Consider the following 15,829-nt stretch of genomic DNA (forward strand, 5'->3'; position numbering starts at 1 on the left):
AGATTCAATGGACAACCTATTTATACTGCTATTATTACCTGTTATAAGTGCCCTGATTCTGGCATTTATAAAAACCAATTCAGCCAAGTGGGCGGCATTGTTGCTGTCGTTGGTGCAATTGGGTTTAACCATTCCTTTTATCTGCAATTTTGTTCCGGATGCGAGCATTCAGTTTGCGCAGAGCTGGAATTGGATCCAAAGTCTAGGTATACAATTTAAGATTGGCTTGGATGGCATCAGTTTACCGATGTTGATCCTAACCAATGGTCTTATTCCATTCATTATCCTGGCGAGTTTTGGCCACGATCAAAAAGGCGGTTTCTACAGCCTTGTCTCTTTCATGCAAGCTGGTCTGGTGCTGGTATTTATCTCATTGGATGCTTTCTCCTTTTATGTAGGGTGGGAGGCAGCGTTGATCCCGATTTACTTTATCTGTGCCCTTTGGGGTGACGGAGACCGTATCCGTGTGAACATGAAATTCTTTGTGTACACTTTCTTCGGCAGTTTATTGATGCTGATCGCGATTATCTATCTGTATCAGCAAACGGGAGGTAAGGATGTTTCATGGGCAGCATTGACCCAATTGGAACTGGCTTCAGGCGCTCAAAACTGGATGTTCTGGGCTTTCTTTATCGCTTTCGCCATCAAGATTCCATTGTTTCCATTGCATACATGGCAACCGGACACCTATACACATGCACCTGCGGCTGGTACCATGCTGCTTTCGGGTATCATGTTGAAGATGGGACTTTTCGGCCTACTTCGCTGGCTTTTGCCACTCGCACCGGATGCTGTGGCGCAATATGGATACATTGCCCTTATTATGTCCGTAATCGGTGTGGTCTATGGATCCATCATCGCATTTAAGATGAATGACGCCAAACGGTTGATTGCCTATTCCTCCATTGCTCACGTCGGATTGATAGCGGCAGGTATATTCTCCCTCACACAGGAAGGTATTCAGGGCGCAATTCTACAGATGTTGAATCACGGTATTTCCGTGGTTGGGCTATTCTTTGCCATCGATATCCTTCAGCGCCGTACCGGTACTCGGGAGCTTTCGCAATTGGGCGGTTTGGCAACGCAGATGCCTATATTGGCGATTTGTTTCCTGATCATCATCATGGGAGCAATCGGTTTGCCATTGACAAACGGCTTTATCGGTGAGTTCCTGTTATTAAAAGGTCTTTTCAGTATCCCGGAATACGGCGTATGGTATGCCGTAATTGCAGGGACAACATTGATTTTCGGTGCCGTATATATGTTGCGCCTGTTCCAGAAAACGATGCTGGGCCAAATAGACGCGAAGCATGTATCGGTTGCAGATATTAGTGGATATGAATTTTTGGTATTGGGTCTTATCGTAATCCTGGTTGTGGTTATCGGTATTTTACCCAACGGGTTATTGCACCTCTCTGAGGCATCGGTAACCAATTTGATTCAACAAGTAAAATAGAACAAGTTTAACAATAGATTATGGGTGCGATTATTACGCTTTCTTTATTAGGTATACTGATTTTGTATGTAGGCTTGTTCAAAGCAAAGAATGCGCTGTTACCGGTTAGTATCCTCGGGTTATTGGTAGCACTTGGTTTCGAAGTATCCTACTGGAACCAAACTGCCGAACCGCTATACAAAGGTATGGTGATCTTCGATCACTTTTCCCTATCGTTCAGTATGTTGTGTATTGGGCTAACCATACTGATCCTTTTCCTTTCCAAGGAATATTTCAAGGCATATTCAGAAAATATTGCAGAGTATTATACGTTGATTATCTTCTCCCTCACCGGAGCCATCATTGTATGTAGTTTCCATAATTTTGCCATGCTGTTCATCGGTTTGGAGATTATGTCTGTGGCATTATATATTCTAGCGGGTATCCGCCGTCGGGATAAGGCGTCCAATGAGGCGGCTTTGAAGTACTTCCTGATGGGTGCTTTCTCCACAGGTTTCCTGCTATTCGGTATTACGCTGATGTACGGTGCTACAGGATCTTTTGATATTACGGTAATCAAACAATATATCGTTGAAAATCCAACTGGCATTTCCCCACTATTATATGGGGGTATCCTGTTGTTATTGGTTGGACTTTGCTTCAAGGTCGGTGCGGCGCCTTTCCACTTCTGGACCCCAGATGTGTATGATGGTTCCCCGATTTTAATCACCAGCTTTATGAGTACAGTGGTGAAGATTGCTTCATTTGCAGGCTTCCTGAAGTTGTTCAGCTATGTGCTGGTACCACTGAATGAGTTCTGGACACCGATTTTATTGACTGTGGTAATCATTACGCTGTTGATAGGAAACGTGTCGGCATTGATGCAGACCAGTTTCAAGCGCATGATGGCCTATTCCAGTATATCACATGCAGGCTATATGCTGTTCGCGATTCTATCCATCGGACCGAACTCTGCATCTGGTATCTTGGCTTACTCTGCTGCCTACGGATTGGCATCTATCGTCGCCTTTGGCGCCTTGATCTTGGTGAAACGTCATATCGGTTCCGACCAGTTTGAATCGTTCAACGGTCTTGGTAAGAAAAATCCATGGTTGGCCTTTGTCATAACAGTTGCCATGCTGTCCCTTGCGGGGATTCCATTGACTGCCGGTTTCATCGGGAAATTCATGATGTTCAGTAACGTGATGAATGATTACCACACCGTGCTTTTGGTTATTGCTGCTATCAATGCTGCCGTGGGTGTATATTATTACTTGCGCGTGGTCGTACATATGTACTTCATGAAATCTAAAAACGAAGAAACTTTGAGTTTGCCGATGAATTACAGTTTGGTCTTTGGACTTGCTGTCCTATTGACTATTGTACTCGGGGTGTATCCTGATTTGATTCTGGGCGTATTCTAGAAATAATAAGATCGTATCCCATTGGCATCCATCGGGATAGCTTTCATACAAGACAAAAAGCCTGCATCTGCAGGCTTTTTGTCTTGTATAGGGACAGAGATTAACCACAGTAACATATTAACCTGGAAGGTAAAGTGATTATCGCACGCATTCAGCGGAAAGGGAATGCAGAAATGGATATCTGCAAAGTCGATAATTCTTCCGTAAGCAATTTGTACATGAAAAATCAACTAAAATGTATCATTTTGAACGTTTTTTCGTTTAATAATTTGAACTTTCACAACAAATTGTATCTTTATAAAGTTCAGGTTGTATTATGAGAAGTAGCTTTTTCTACTGTTGTTTATGCTTTCTATTTATCTATACGTGTGTAACTGTTAGCCCAGTTTGGGCACAGACTGTTGTGCAGGGTAAGATCGTGAGCAAGGAAACCAAACAACCTATTGCAGGAGCTACCGTAAGTGCTGTCGGCAGTAAACAGGCGACATCAGCAAACCAGCTCGGTGAATTCCGACTGCCCGTGGATACGAGCTGCAAAGAGCTTGAAATCCGCGCGATGGGACATAAGACCCTGCGGACACCCATCCCTGCCAATCGGGAAGCCATGACGATACAGCTCAGCCCCAACGCAGAAACCATTGAAGAGATTTCCATCAATCATAGGAATAAAGAGAAATACAGCAATAAGAACAATCCTGCTGTGGAATTGATTGACTTGGTCATCCGTCATAAAAGCAAGAATCGCCTTTCCGGGAAAGATAGCCTGAGTTTTGAACAGTATGATAAATTGAAATTCGGATTCATCGATCCCAAGATTTCCAAGCGAAAGGGCATGCTCGGGCTAAACTTTATCTTCCAGAATGTGGACTCCGTAAGCTATCCAGACAAGAAATTACTTTCGCTATACCTGGAGGAATCCAATGCCAAGGTCTACGGAAAGAAGAACCCCTCGAAGTTCAAAAAGGTGGTATACAGCAACCGCAAGACTGAATTCGACAAACGATATATCAACAATCCCAATATCCAGCAGTTCATGAATTTCATCTTCCAACAGGTCGATGTGTATGACGAGAGTATATTTTTATTGAACAGGCAATTCCTGAGCCCGATTGCGGACAATGGGAAGATTTTCTACAAATACTATATCCAGGACACGATTTTCAACGAAGAGGGCTATTTTATCCGGTTGAATTTCCAGCCACGCAACAAAACAGACCTGCTTTTCAAAGGAACATTGGAAATCAGCATGGATGGCTCCTATGCGGTAAAGAAAGCAAGCCTTCGGGTGGATAAGGAATCCAACCTGAACTGGGTGAAGGATGGAGAGATCGGATTCCATTATTTGAAGAACAAAGATGGAGTGATGCTGTTGGACAGCACCCGTACCTTTATGGTCTTCAGCGTCCGGAAGGGGGAAACCATTTTTGCCGACCGGATCAGTATCAACAGCAATTACGACCTGCAATCGGAATTCCCGAAAGGCGTATTTGAAGGTGCGCCGATCGAATATGCCACAAATGCCGATCAGGCACAGCCGCGTCGACCTATTCCGCTCAACAATGCGGAGCAGATGACCTATACCAACACGGAGCGGTTGAACAACAATCCAACCTTCAAAACCCTATTGGCAGTAGGTTACCTCGTGTCTCAGGGCTATTATAGCCTCGGGGCTTTTGAATTGGGTCCGTTGGAATATGTGTATAGCAGGAACAACATTGAGGGCAACAGATTCCGCCTCGGTGGTCGTACCACGCAGGCGCTTACGGATAAAGCCTTTGTGGAGGGTTATGTCGCTTACGGTATGGATGACGCCCGCGTTAAATATTTCCTGCGCACGGCCGTATCCCTGAATGGCGAATCCATTGTGACTTTTCCAGCGCATTATATCGAAGGATCCATTCAGAATGACATCATGGAACCCGGACAACAGATCGGATTCTTGAAGGGCGATAGCTTTTTCCGGTCCATCCGCAAGAATAGGCCAACGAAATGGTTCGATACCCGTGCCTATCAAGTACAGCACGTTTATGAATTTGGCAATCACATCAGTATTACCACGGGATTAACACACGCCGAGCGGCAAACCATCGGCGATCTGCGCCTAATATCCTCCGGCAATCCCGATCAGTTGCTGACCGATATTGTCAGTAACGAAGCGCATATCGATCTCCGTTGGGCGCCTTTTGAGAAATTCTTCTACCGGAACTTGACCAGAAAGACCGTTATTGAAAAGCACCCGGTATTTAATCTTGTCTATACCAAAAGTTTGTCGGGATTCTGGAATACCACCTATAACTACGACAAAATCAGCCTTTCCGCTTCCAAGCGTTTATTCTTAAATCAATTGGGCTACGCCGATGTGCGTGTCGTTGGGGGAAAGATCTGGGGCACTCTGCCGTATACCATGCTGGAATTACCGAATGTAAAACAGAAGGACGACCGTCATCGGATCGATTTCGATATGATGAATCCCATGGAATTCGTCGCCGATGAATATGTCAAGTTGGGCTTTACCCACCAGATGCAGGGTTTCCTTTTTAATAAGATCCCATTGATCAAAAAACTGAACCTGCGTGAAATCTGGGGTGCGCAGATGTTCTATGGCAAGCTTTCCGATCGGAATAACCCTTACCTAAGTGATGATGTGGTGCATTTCGACACCAATTCCGATGGGGAAATCCTGACCCATGTGCTGCAAACAGAGCCCTATTGGGAAGGAACAGTGGGCATAGACAATATCTTACGGGTTTTACGTGTAGAGTACGTCAAGCGATTCAATTATAAAACTTTACCGAACGTCCCAAAAGATCGGTTTAGATTATCCATAAACATATCCTTTTAATTATGAGCTATCAGAACATCCTTGTTGAGGTTCAGGGGAAAACCGCGAAAATTACCATTAACCGCGAAACCAAACTGAACGCATTGAATAAAGAAACTATTGGGGAATTAAAGACGGCATTGGCGGAAGCGCTTGCTGATGATCAAGTGCGTGGCATCCTGCTTATCGGTGCTGGTCCTAAAGCATTTGTGGCCGGAGCTGATATTCAGGAATTTCTGGGTAAATCCAAGGCCGAGGCACAGGATCTTTCGCGTTTTGGTCATGAGTTAATGGATGGTTTGGCAAACAGTCCGAAACCGGTCCTTGCGGCGATCAATGGTTTTGCCCTGGGCGGCGGATTGGAGCTGGCGATGGCCTGTCATTTCCGTATCGCCTCTGAGAATGCAAAAATGGGGCTGCCTGAGGTTTCTTTAGGACTAATTCCAGGCTATGGTGGGACACAGCGCTTAACGCAGCTTGTCGGTAAGGGAAAAGCTTTGGAGATGATCCTGACAGGGGATATGATCGATGCACAGGATGCCCTGAAATGGGGATTGGTGAACAAGGTCGTTGCTATCGAAGCATTGGAAAAAGAGGCGAACGGTTTGTTGGAAAAGATGTACAGCCGCTCCGCATCCGCAATTGCTGCAGCCATTAAAACCGTCAATGCAGGATATGATTCCAACCAGGATGGCTATCAGGTAGAAATCGATCAATTTGGACATTGCTTTGGTTCCGAAGATTTTCAGGAAGGGGTGACCGCATTTTTAGAAAAGCGTAAACCAAATTTCTAAATTGTTGTTTATATGATTTGAGATGTGTGTCACACCACGCTTCACTGGTCAAATCAATTTCTACTATGAGTAACAACGACGTTTTTTCACAAAAGGAGCGTAATATCATCATCTTGCTCATCATTCTGTTCTTGGGCGGAGTGATTGTCTATGCAACTTCAGGCATATTCAGTGCGTTTTTGGGGACAATGGTGATGTATACCTTGTTCCGTAACCTCAATATTTTTCTCATTGAGCGATGGCGCTGGCCAAAGCCCGTTTCATCGGTATTCATTATTATTCTTTCCATCTTTATCATTGTGCTTCCCTTTGTAGGAATCGGTAAGATGTTATTTAATAAGGCTGTGGAATTGCAGCAGAACCCGCAATGGATCAACAAGATATTGGATGCCATCAACCATTTCGTAGGGGATAAGCTCGGCCAACCCGATCTGATCGCTAAACAATTGGAAGCATCTTCGACCTATTTAGCAGGTCTACTGACGGGTGCATTGGGTGGTGCTGCCAATGTTTTTCTGGAAGTTACGGTCATGTATTTCCTACTGTATTTCCTGTTCGTGAATTATAAGGGATTTGAGGGGAGCCTGATCCATTACCTGCCCTTTGATGATGAGAGCGCGGTGAAGTTTGGTGAGGAGCTCAAGAACATCACCTATTCTAATATTATCGGGCAGACGATTATTGCGATCATTCAAGGGGCGTTTCTGGCTGTGGGGTTCTGGTTGTTCGGAGCCAAAGATCCTTTGTTCTGGGGTGTGATTTGTGCGATATTATCTTTCATCCCGTTATTGGGCCCGCCGCTGATCTTTGTTCCTGCTGCCGTCGTGCTGTGGTCAAATGGTGCTACTTGGCAAGCGGTCGGACTCTTGGTGTGGGGATTTGGTCTGGTCATCAATATTGACAATGTCCTGCGTTTGGTCATTGCCAAGCGAATTGGCGATATTCACCCCATTATTACCGTTGTGGGCGTGATTATTGGTATTCCGTTATTTGGATTGATCGGTTTGGTATATGGTCCCTTGCTATTGGCCTACTTCCTGATTGCTGTTCGGATCTATAAAGCGAATAAGCGGCTATCCCTCAAGAAGGACCGTATCATCGATGATCTGGATATGGAATAATTATTCGACGGCATAAGCCAGCATATATTCATTGAATCGCTCGTAGTATACTTGGTAGGTGCGGGCGTGTTCTCCCTTCAGCAATTCCAATTGCATGACCCCCTGTGGGGTAAAGGTGAAGGGTTTGATCTGCATATCCTGTAGAAAAGATACGCCTTTGTTCCCCTGAAGTTTATAGACCGCTTCCTTCGCACTCCAGCAGGCATATAATTGATCCACTTCATGTGCCGGATCGATAAAGGCCAATTCCTCCGGTTTTAGAAACTTATCCTTTATGCGGACCACTTTCTCCTTGACGATTTCCAGGTCAATGCCACATAAGCCGGCCGTACTCAACATCACGCCAGCATAATCGTAGGAGTGGGTCAGGGAAATTTCATACGGAAAATCCGGAAGATAGGGCTTGCCGTTGGCGTCGGATGGGCAATGTATGTATTCCTGTGTTTGCAGGAGATAACGCAGGAGCACACGTGTTGCCAGCCAGTGCAGTGAGCGCTTGCCGCGCGCCAAACTTTTGAGCTTAGCCTGCTCTTCTTCATCCAGCTGCAGTTTGCCGATCATCTCGGCTTCTGTTTCTTCAATCTTCCATAGGGCGATGCGGCTGTGGGCATCTATTTCTTTGAGGTATGCTAATCCCATAGTCAAATGTAGGGATTTGCCATGAAATGTATGCAGGCATAATGGAGAAATCGCCGTACCCGAAAGGTCTTAAGTCACGGGTCCTAATTTCCACGTGGACTGGGCTGTAGATATATGAAAAAATAATGTATTTTTGAATCCCGTTAATCAACAGCGGTTTAACTATGATATTATCAGATAAGCGGATTTTAGAAGAAATCGAGAACGGCACAATTGTAATTGAGCCTTTTGATAGGAAATGCCTTGGAACAAATTCCTATGATGTGCACTTGGGTAAATACCTGGCAACCTACAAGGATGAGGTCTTGGACGCTAAGAAACATAACGAAATTGCGCATTTTGAAATTCCTGAGGAAGGATATGTCCTTCAACCTGGAATCCTTTATTTAGGTGTAACCTTGGAGTATACCGAAAGCCACGGGCATGTGCCATTTTTGGAAGGTAAATCGAGTACGGGTCGTTTAGGGATTGACATCCATGCCACCGCTGGTAAGGGAGATGTTGGTTTCTGTAATACATGGACGCTGGAGATTTCCGTTGCGCAGCCTGTACGCGTATATGCGGGTATGCCCATTGGTCAATTGATTTACTTTGTGGTTGAAGGGGATATCGAAACGATGTACAACAGCAAGGGCAATGCGAAATACAACAATAAGACAATTCGCCCAGTAGAAAGTATGATGTGGAAAAACGCGTTCTAAGGAACGGGTTGGCAGCCATACCATGTCTTTTGGAAAATATAAAAATGAGATCTCCTAGGTCTCATTTTTTTTGTGCAATAAAATTTAATGTAGCCGGAATCCGAAGGGAATCAATAGAGGAAGGATAATTTTTATAAAAATGGATTAAAAAAAATTGTCTATTCAAGACAATAAGTTAATTTTAATTATAAATTTAACTGCTTTTCTAAATTCTTGAAAAGTGAACTGTAATCATTTATCAAAATGAATAAAATAATTCTAATTATATCAATATTATTCTTAACAACATCCATTAAAGGACAAGTCTTGCTAGTAGATTCAATTACAAACGAGCCTATCGTTGGAGCAACGATATATTCTAATGACGGATTATCATTAGATGTATCTGATATTAATGGAATTATAGATATAAGTAAATACAATACAGATAGAATTTTAATTCAACATGTTTCATACGAAAGCAAAGAAATATCTACTAAGATGTTAAGCAAATCAAAAACTATTATAGTAAGCCCTCGTAATATCCAACTAGAATCTATCCTAGTACAAGATCCAAACAAATATGATTATGTAGTTTTAAAAGGATATTTCAGAACTTATTTTATCTTTAACAATAAGCCTAATTATTTCTATGATGGAATTATAGAATATTATATACCCATAAAAAATCAGCGGAAAGTATATCACAAATTATTAGAGTATCGCTACTTTCAAAATAACGAAAGTGTTAATGATTATGTCCATATTTTTGGAATATCCTTATCATTTCCCCCAAAAATTTTCCCTTTAGAATCAAAATCATCTATAAATCAAATTCCTAAAGGAGTTAATCATATTGATAAGGGAGATAAGATTTTCTTTATGAAAGATGGTTTAAATATGGGGTTTATACAAAAAACAAAAAGTGGTAATATTCAATTTTATTTTGATAAGGTTCCCCCACAAAAGAAAATTTCTCGAACTCTTTTTAAAATAAAGGGCGAACTATATCGAGGGCTCACTATAGAGAATTATTCCGAAACAGATATTAAAAATCCATCTTTAAAAAATTTAATTAATGGAACAAGACTTGCCATTGGAGCAGTACAAATCAAAAAAGAACATGGTTTCATCCCAATGGAAACTTTTGAAGAGTTCTATGTTATAGAGCGTAGCTATCTACAAAAAGCAGATGTTGATAAACTAAAAAAATCCTTTACTAAAAGTATTTATTTAGATACAAAAAGTAATTATAGCAGAGAATTTTGGAAAGATTTAAAAGACTACAATATCTCGCCATTATCAAATAATATTTTAAAACAATTAAATACTGTTTTAGAAGAAAAGTAACTAGGCGCTGTCCTTACGGAGACATCTTTTAATACAGCTACACATAAAAATACACTGTTTTACAAAGTGTGAAAATATAAAAATGAGATCTCCTAGGTCTCATTTTTTTGTGCCAAAAAAATCCAGCCCTCGGGGAGATGACTGGATCCTAACTAATTTACCTAATAAACTATGATCGTTTTTAAAATGTAAGGCGTACGCTCGCTAGATACGTTTGTGAATAGGGGTCATATCCAGGAACAATTGCTATGGATTTCTTGAGATGCTTTTTCTGATCTTGGTAGATTGATTTGGCCTGGATGTATGCCGGACTGTTTCGGTCTTTCGCCCCGTAGTACCAGTTGGCAAAACCAAAAGTGGTGCTCAGAAGCGTGCCAAATCCCAAAACGATACCTGGAATCAATTTTTTGTTGTCCACATCATAATCGTAATAATCACGCTCGGGGTCAATCAAAGTTTTGACTTGGGATTCCTTGATCATTTTGACGCTATAGTATCCCATAACTGGTGCGGAAAGCAAATAGATGGGCGTTTTGATGTAAGCACTGCGGATGGACTTGCGCGTGGTTAGGTAATACTGCCCGGCATTGGTCAGGTATTCCGTGTAGTACTTTTTGGCCAACGCATTTCTCTTATTGAACCCCAGGTCGTAGAGCACGTCCATTTTCTGGATGTGCGCAGTTTTATCGTTTCCTTCGGTATAGAGCTTATCATAGGCGTCCAACATGAATTTTAGTCCGCTGTTATCTCCAGACTGCACGTAAGGTAGCGTTTCTGCGATCATGGCACTATACTTCTTTCGGGACAATTCCTGCCTTGCTTTTTCCTTATCTGCATAGGCACGTTTTCTATCCCGACTATCTCTTGAATTTTGAATAATGGAGGCGATTCCTTCCCCCATGGCAACCGCTGCTGTGGTCACTTCGCTTACCATGGCTTCGTTCTGTGCCTGTTTTTGCCGATCCAATTCATATCGAGCCTCCAACTCGGCCAACTTCTCATCAAGACGTTGGCTTTCAGCACTTGGGGAGGTTGGTTCACCTGTCCTTCTTGCTGTTGTGGCGATGGTTGCCTGGGTAGGAGATTGATTAATCGGTTGACTTCCGACCTGAGCTGTTTTTGGTTTCTCTTTGTCCTGCGCATTCAGGTAATTCGGCAATGCCGTACTGTGCAATGAAGGAGGGTCAAAACTGATGTTCGAAACTTGCAGCCCCTGATCATAGACCTGTTTCATCTTTTCACGATCCTTTGCGATATCGTCAACATTGGGTTTGACGCCAAATACCTGATAATAGGAGAGCGGTCGCTGGGTGATTACATTTGCGATGTGGTTTCCACCACTGGCTACGTCGAATTTTATATTGTGGAAACGCAATTCCTGTTCAGCATTTTGAACAATATTATTGGGCAAGGAACTTGCTGCAAGGGTTTGTCCATTCTTTCCCACGACACTGATCAGTTTTACGCCGATCACCTTCGCATTTAAACCTATCGTGGCACCTCCTGCAGAATTGGTCCCCTGAAAGCCTGCTATAACTTCCACTTGGACATCCACCGTATGGATGCGGTTGTAATTGTTGACAGTTGGATTGGGCTGTTCCCAACGGATAGTTCCGTTGTAGATGCTTTTCTGCCCATACGCCCAAACGCCGCACAGCGACATTAGCGCTAATAGAAAAATAGTTTTCATGTCCATTAATTTTTCATTAATAATTGTTGTCTAAAGGTAAAGTCATTATATTCACGGTAAAATAGCTAGGTCTAGCCATTTTTAGATTTTAGAACCAAACAGATATTAACCACTATTATTAATTTATCTAACTGATACATGAAATTAACGTATTATGGACACTCCACATTAGGGATTGAAACCAATGGACACCATCTGCTCATCGATCCTTTCATCAGTTTCAACCCTGCAGCGGCACATATTGTGCTGGATAACATCAAAGCCGATTACATCTTGATTACGCATGCACATTATGATCATGTGATGGATGTTGAAGCGATCGTTCAGGCAACGGGTGCTACCCTGATTTCCAATTTCGAGATTATCACCTATTATGAAAAGAAAGGCATCAAGGGTCACGCGTTGGGGTTGGGGGGAAGTTTCACCTTTCCTTTTGGTACTGTGAAAATGGTCAGTGCGCAGCATAGTTCATCCTTTCCTGATGGGGCTAATGGTGGCAATCCTGCGGGATTCGTGCTTTCCAACTCCGAGAATACGATTTATATCGCTGGTGATACCGCGCTTACACAGGATATGAAACTGATTCCGTTGTTCTTTAAACTGGATTTAGCCATTTTGCCGATCGGAGGTAATTTTACCATGGATGTGCAGGAGGCAATTTACGCATCGGATTTTGTGGCCTGCAATCGTGTCCTTGGTGTACATTATGATACTGCAGAGCTAATTCAGATAGATCATGACGCCAGTAAGAAGCAATTTGAGGAGCAGGGCAAGGAACTTATTCTTTTGGGAATCGGAGAGGAATTTGACATTTAATAATTGCCAGTGAAAAACCCAATCTTAACGGACATCTATAAGAATTGGGCGGAAATAGGAAGATTTAAGAGTCGTGAAGAACTGCAATTGGACCTGGAGCTGTACAAGAAGCTCTTGGATATCGTGCAGGTTGGCGATTCCTACTACTTTCTATTCGACCCATTTCTCCGCAAAATGGAGATGACCTCGGCCATGGTCGAAAAAGTCGTGGGCATTCGTCCCGATGAATTGGATGTGGACTACCTGATGAATAACATTCACCCGGAGGACCTTCCTGTTTTTGGTGATTTCGAAGCAACGGTAGTTGAATTCAAGAAGGCCTTGCCGATCGATAAACTGACCAAATACAAATCGAGGTACAATTACCGCTTTCGGACCAAACGGGGAGATTATGTGCATATCCTGCAGCAGTCGATCACGGTACTCGCCGATGAAGATGGCACCATTCTCAGAAATTTGGTGATCCATACTGATATTTCGGAAATTGCGCCCTTCCAACGCATGAAACTATCGTTTATTGGCTTAGATGGCGAGCCATCTTTCGTGGATGTCAAACCCCGCATGCTGTTCAGCAAAACCAAAGCAATATTTTCCAAAAGCGAATTAGAGGTCCTCAAGCTGATGGTGCAGGGCCTGAACAGTGAATCCATTGCCAATCAATTATTCCGAAGTATACATACCATACGCAATCACCGAAAGAATATTTTGAGGAAATCAGGCTGTCTGAATGTGCAGGAACTATTGGTGAAATCAGTGAAGGAAGATTGGGTCTAATCAGCTTTTATTCCATACGGCGCCGATCGGCGCTTTTTTTTTCATTAAAATTTCGTTACAAAGCTTTTTGTGTTTCGTTGAATGAAATGTAATAACGCAAAAGTTTTATTTTCTATCTTAACACGCTTTAATTAAACTGTTAAGCACCTAAAATGTTTATTTCGCGCATTAATTATCGAATAAAGCCAAAAACTTTTATACAGCACCCTTAAATTTAATCCAAAAGAACTAATTTTGCATTTGTAATAATTTATTATAAGCTAAAGCCGTTTTTTTATGAAGAGTCCTATTCGCAAGAATAAGAAATATGTAAGCCCCAAGATTGAAGTTACTGAAGTATTGCTGGAGGACAGTTTTGCCAACACATCTTCTACCGTTGAATTTGGCGGTCCTTCAAATGAACCTAAAGTGGAGGAATGGGATATTGATTCCGGAGGGAAATACAAGAATTTCGACCTATAGTTGGATAACCATTTTAGACGATTAATCATGCTACACTTTATTTCAAACAGTTGGGGATACTACCTCTGTACACTTTTGTTGTTATTGCTATTTTCGTGTGAGAAAATAAAAAGCGGTCCGGATCAGGAAGATTGGGACCATGAGGTTCAATTTGAGATTCAGGGCGTACAGGATGTCGAGGAAGTTCCTCTACTTGCTAGAAAGGCTTCGACCAGCGCTGCGCCTGAAATGCAGCAGCCATCAAAGGTCATGGTGCATACCGATCTTGTGGATATGGGCGGTTTTGATGCAGTGATGTCCATCACGGAAGACGTGCCGACCCAATTTATGGGGAGAGGACAACCAATTCGAACGGCTGAAAGGAACAGGGCAGCTACAGGACAAGCTGTTGCAGCGCGTCATATTACGAGCCTGAGCCCGGGCAGTCGGTACCGTATTGTCCTCTTTAAAGTCGGGGCAACACCCAATGACCTGACCTATGTTGGGCAGCGTGAGGGCATTGTTGGTGGCTCGGCAATCCGCATAGGAACCTACAGAAATACGCAATACCGATGGTATGCGTACTCTTTCAATAACCCTGCGGCCATCGATACATTAACCCCAAGTTTGGGCACAGTGCCTATCCAGCCCACTGGAGGGAGCCCGTCAAGTCGGCAGGACTTTGCCTATGCTACAGGGGTCCTGACAACAGGTGATGTGATCGGTGGGGTCAATAAATTGCAGGATATCGTCCTGACGCGGAAGACCTCGCGGATTATCGTCGAGATAAACGGGCGTGGTATGTTCTCTGGAATACATCTGGCAAATCCACGTTTTGGAAACAATGCCGGATTGATACGGGGAAATTTCAGGTTGTCGGATAGTAGCTACCGCGAAATCAATGGGGATTTGGGGGCGAATAATAGTGCGTCCAACCCACATGCCGATGGTTATTCTGTGCCGATCGGCCAGGATTCGGTGAGGGGGTTGGACTTCAAGCGTCGATACACTTTCTATACCCCTGCGGATGGTGTATCGTCCCGGGAATTGATCGTCAGTATCGATGAACTGCACTTGCGGAGTAGCCGTGTACGGGAGGATAATGGTGTGCTGGAGGATCGCATCCGCCAATTTAATGGGTTAACTTTCCGTTTTCCCGGTTTTATCCCGAAAGCAGGAAAGAGCTATTTTGTGTCCATCAAACTGGTGGAATCGGCAATTACCATAGGGACTACGCAATGGGCCCGGCATAATGTCTTTCGAAATGCGACTGGCCCTTCGACGGAAGATGGAATCAAGGAATACCTGTTCAGGTATGACAATCCGTTATACCATAATCATGCAGCCTCTCCACCGAACGATTACTTTAAAAATGACATATATAGCATTGTTCGGGGAAAGAATATCTGCGAATTGATCTACCCTGAGAATACGTGGGACCTGCCGACGCCAGCAGATTTCCAAGCCTTGGAAGTCCTGTCCGGCAAGCGACAGCCCATGCAGGATAACAATTGGTCGATGGTGATCACCCCAACGGTCAGCGCGGCAGGTGCGCCGGGCTACCCGCATGGAAATCTCGTATTCACACCTGTAGGTTACAAAGCTCGTGATGGGGTTGGGGAACCCATTCAGGAGTACAACCCTCGATCTGGCTTCTTTGCGGGAACAAAAGGCTATTGGCGAACGAAAACACCAGCGACCTTCGCACAGGTAAACTATAGCCTCTTCAATACGGGGATGATCGACGTGGAGAATTTTCCAGAAACTAGGCTGGCCAATATACGCTGTGTGCGGAAGAAATAAGAAAGCAAAGAAAAAGCCTGATGGTTCTGGACCATCAGGCT

Annotated in this window: 13 protein-coding genes; 11 read left to right on the plus strand and 2 right to left on the minus strand. The window is 43.4% G+C overall.

Going from position 1 to position 15,829, the window contains the following annotated elements; all coding sequences use genetic code 11:
- Window positions 1-7 precede the first annotated feature (7 nt).
- The 5 genes from G6N79_RS04255 (at window position 8) to G6N79_RS04275 (ending at window position 7,595) form a co-directional block, all read left to right on the plus strand.
- Entirely contained in the window at window positions 8-1,456 is a 1,449-nt protein-coding gene (locus G6N79_RS04255; RefSeq protein WP_103905598.1) for a complex I subunit 4 family protein, read from the plus strand.
- Between the two features lie 20 nt (window positions 1,457-1,476).
- A complete protein-coding gene (locus G6N79_RS04260; RefSeq protein ID WP_103905597.1) occupies window positions 1,477-2,859 on the plus strand; it encodes an NADH-quinone oxidoreductase subunit N in 1,383 nt (460 codons plus the stop codon).
- Window positions 2,860-3,175: 316 nt separating this feature from the next.
- Window positions 3,176-5,701: a DUF5686 family protein gene (locus tag G6N79_RS04265; RefSeq protein WP_103905595.1), complete on the plus strand. Its 2,526-nt coding sequence runs from the start codon at window positions 3,176-3,178 to the stop codon at window positions 5,699-5,701.
- 2 nt (window positions 5,702-5,703) lie between these two features.
- The gene (locus G6N79_RS04270) at window positions 5,704-6,474 is read left to right on the plus strand and encodes an enoyl-CoA hydratase/isomerase family protein (protein WP_103905594.1); all 771 of its coding nucleotides are present in this window, start codon (window positions 5,704-5,706) and stop codon (window positions 6,472-6,474) included.
- A gap of 65 nt (window positions 6,475-6,539) precedes the next feature.
- Entirely contained in the window at window positions 6,540-7,595 is a 1,056-nt protein-coding gene (locus G6N79_RS04275; protein WP_103905593.1) for an AI-2E family transporter, read from the plus strand.
- Here G6N79_RS04275 and G6N79_RS04280 read toward each other — a convergent pair whose 3' ends face one another.
- The gene (locus tag G6N79_RS04280) at window positions 7,596-8,234 is read right to left on the minus strand and encodes a 4'-phosphopantetheinyl transferase family protein (protein WP_103905592.1); all 639 of its coding nucleotides are present in this window, start codon (window positions 8,232-8,234) and stop codon (window positions 7,596-7,598) included.
- A gap of 164 nt (window positions 8,235-8,398) precedes the next feature.
- Here G6N79_RS04280 and dcd point away from each other — a divergent pair, with 164 nt between their 5' ends.
- Window positions 8,399-8,935 (plus strand): dCTP deaminase, encoded by a 537-nt coding sequence (dcd, locus tag G6N79_RS04285; RefSeq protein ID WP_103905591.1) that lies wholly within the window; start codon window positions 8,399-8,401, stop codon window positions 8,933-8,935.
- Window positions 8,936-9,178: 243 nt separating this feature from the next.
- Window positions 9,179-10,264, plus strand: a complete 1,086-nt coding sequence (locus G6N79_RS04290) for a peptidase associated/transthyretin-like domain-containing protein (RefSeq protein ID WP_103905590.1) — start codon at window positions 9,179-9,181, stop codon at window positions 10,262-10,264.
- A 181-nt stretch (window positions 10,265-10,445) separates the two neighbouring features.
- Here G6N79_RS04290 and G6N79_RS04295 read toward each other — a convergent pair whose 3' ends face one another.
- Window positions 10,446-11,954: a hypothetical protein gene (locus G6N79_RS04295; protein WP_146060589.1), complete on the minus strand. Its 1,509-nt coding sequence runs from the start codon at window positions 11,952-11,954 to the stop codon at window positions 10,446-10,448.
- A 138-nt stretch (window positions 11,955-12,092) separates the two neighbouring features.
- Here G6N79_RS04295 and G6N79_RS04300 point away from each other — a divergent pair, with 138 nt between their 5' ends.
- The 4 genes from G6N79_RS04300 (at window position 12,093) to G6N79_RS04315 (ending at window position 15,788) form a co-directional block, all read left to right on the plus strand.
- Complete coding sequence (locus G6N79_RS04300) at window positions 12,093-12,770, plus strand: metal-dependent hydrolase (RefSeq protein ID WP_103905588.1); 678 nt, start codon at window positions 12,093-12,095, stop codon at window positions 12,768-12,770.
- Between the two features lie 9 nt (window positions 12,771-12,779).
- Complete coding sequence (locus G6N79_RS04305; protein WP_146060588.1) at window positions 12,780-13,544, plus strand: LuxR C-terminal-related transcriptional regulator; 765 nt, start codon at window positions 12,780-12,782, stop codon at window positions 13,542-13,544.
- 276 nt (window positions 13,545-13,820) lie between these two features.
- Entirely contained in the window at window positions 13,821-14,006 is a 186-nt protein-coding gene (locus G6N79_RS04310) for a hypothetical protein (protein ID WP_103905586.1), read from the plus strand.
- A 27-nt stretch (window positions 14,007-14,033) separates the two neighbouring features.
- The gene (locus G6N79_RS04315; RefSeq protein WP_146060587.1) at window positions 14,034-15,788 is read left to right on the plus strand and encodes a hypothetical protein; all 1,755 of its coding nucleotides are present in this window, start codon (window positions 14,034-14,036) and stop codon (window positions 15,786-15,788) included.
- The last annotated feature ends 41 nt before the right edge of the window (window positions 15,789-15,829 follow it).

It is taken from the genome of Sphingobacterium lactis, assembly GCF_011046555.1.
Taxonomy (GTDB): domain Bacteria; phylum Bacteroidota; class Bacteroidia; order Sphingobacteriales; family Sphingobacteriaceae; genus Sphingobacterium; species Sphingobacterium lactis.

What these genes read in the sequence shown, in the direction of transcription:
- dcd (WP_103905591.1), top strand. Translation starts at nt 8,399, where the DNA reads ATGATATTATCAGATAAGCGGATTTTAGAAGAAATCGAGAACGGCACA.
- G6N79_RS04255 (WP_103905598.1), top strand. Translation starts at nt 8, where the DNA reads ATGGACAACCTATTTATACTGCTATTATTACCTGTTATAAGTGCCCTG.
- G6N79_RS04295 (WP_146060589.1), bottom strand. Translation starts at nt 11,954, where the DNA reads ATGAAAACTATTTTTCTATTAGCGCTAATGTCGCTGTGCGGCGTTTGG.
- G6N79_RS04315 (WP_146060587.1), top strand. Translation starts at nt 14,034, where the DNA reads ATGCTACACTTTATTTCAAACAGTTGGGGATACTACCTCTGTACACTT.
- G6N79_RS04275 (WP_103905593.1), top strand. Translation starts at nt 6,540, where the DNA reads ATGAGTAACAACGACGTTTTTTCACAAAAGGAGCGTAATATCATCATC.
- G6N79_RS04260 (WP_103905597.1), top strand. Translation starts at nt 1,477, where the DNA reads ATGGGTGCGATTATTACGCTTTCTTTATTAGGTATACTGATTTTGTAT.
- G6N79_RS04270 (WP_103905594.1), top strand. Translation starts at nt 5,704, where the DNA reads ATGAGCTATCAGAACATCCTTGTTGAGGTTCAGGGGAAAACCGCGAAA.
- G6N79_RS04290 (WP_103905590.1), top strand. Translation starts at nt 9,179, where the DNA reads ATGAATAAAATAATTCTAATTATATCAATATTATTCTTAACAACATCC.
- G6N79_RS04280 (WP_103905592.1), bottom strand. Translation starts at nt 8,234, where the DNA reads ATGGGATTAGCATACCTCAAAGAAATAGATGCCCACAGCCGCATCGCC.
- G6N79_RS04310 (WP_103905586.1), top strand. Translation starts at nt 13,821, where the DNA reads ATGAAGAGTCCTATTCGCAAGAATAAGAAATATGTAAGCCCCAAGATT.
- G6N79_RS04265 (WP_103905595.1), top strand. Translation starts at nt 3,176, where the DNA reads ATGAGAAGTAGCTTTTTCTACTGTTGTTTATGCTTTCTATTTATCTAT.
- G6N79_RS04300 (WP_103905588.1), top strand. Translation starts at nt 12,093, where the DNA reads ATGAAATTAACGTATTATGGACACTCCACATTAGGGATTGAAACCAAT.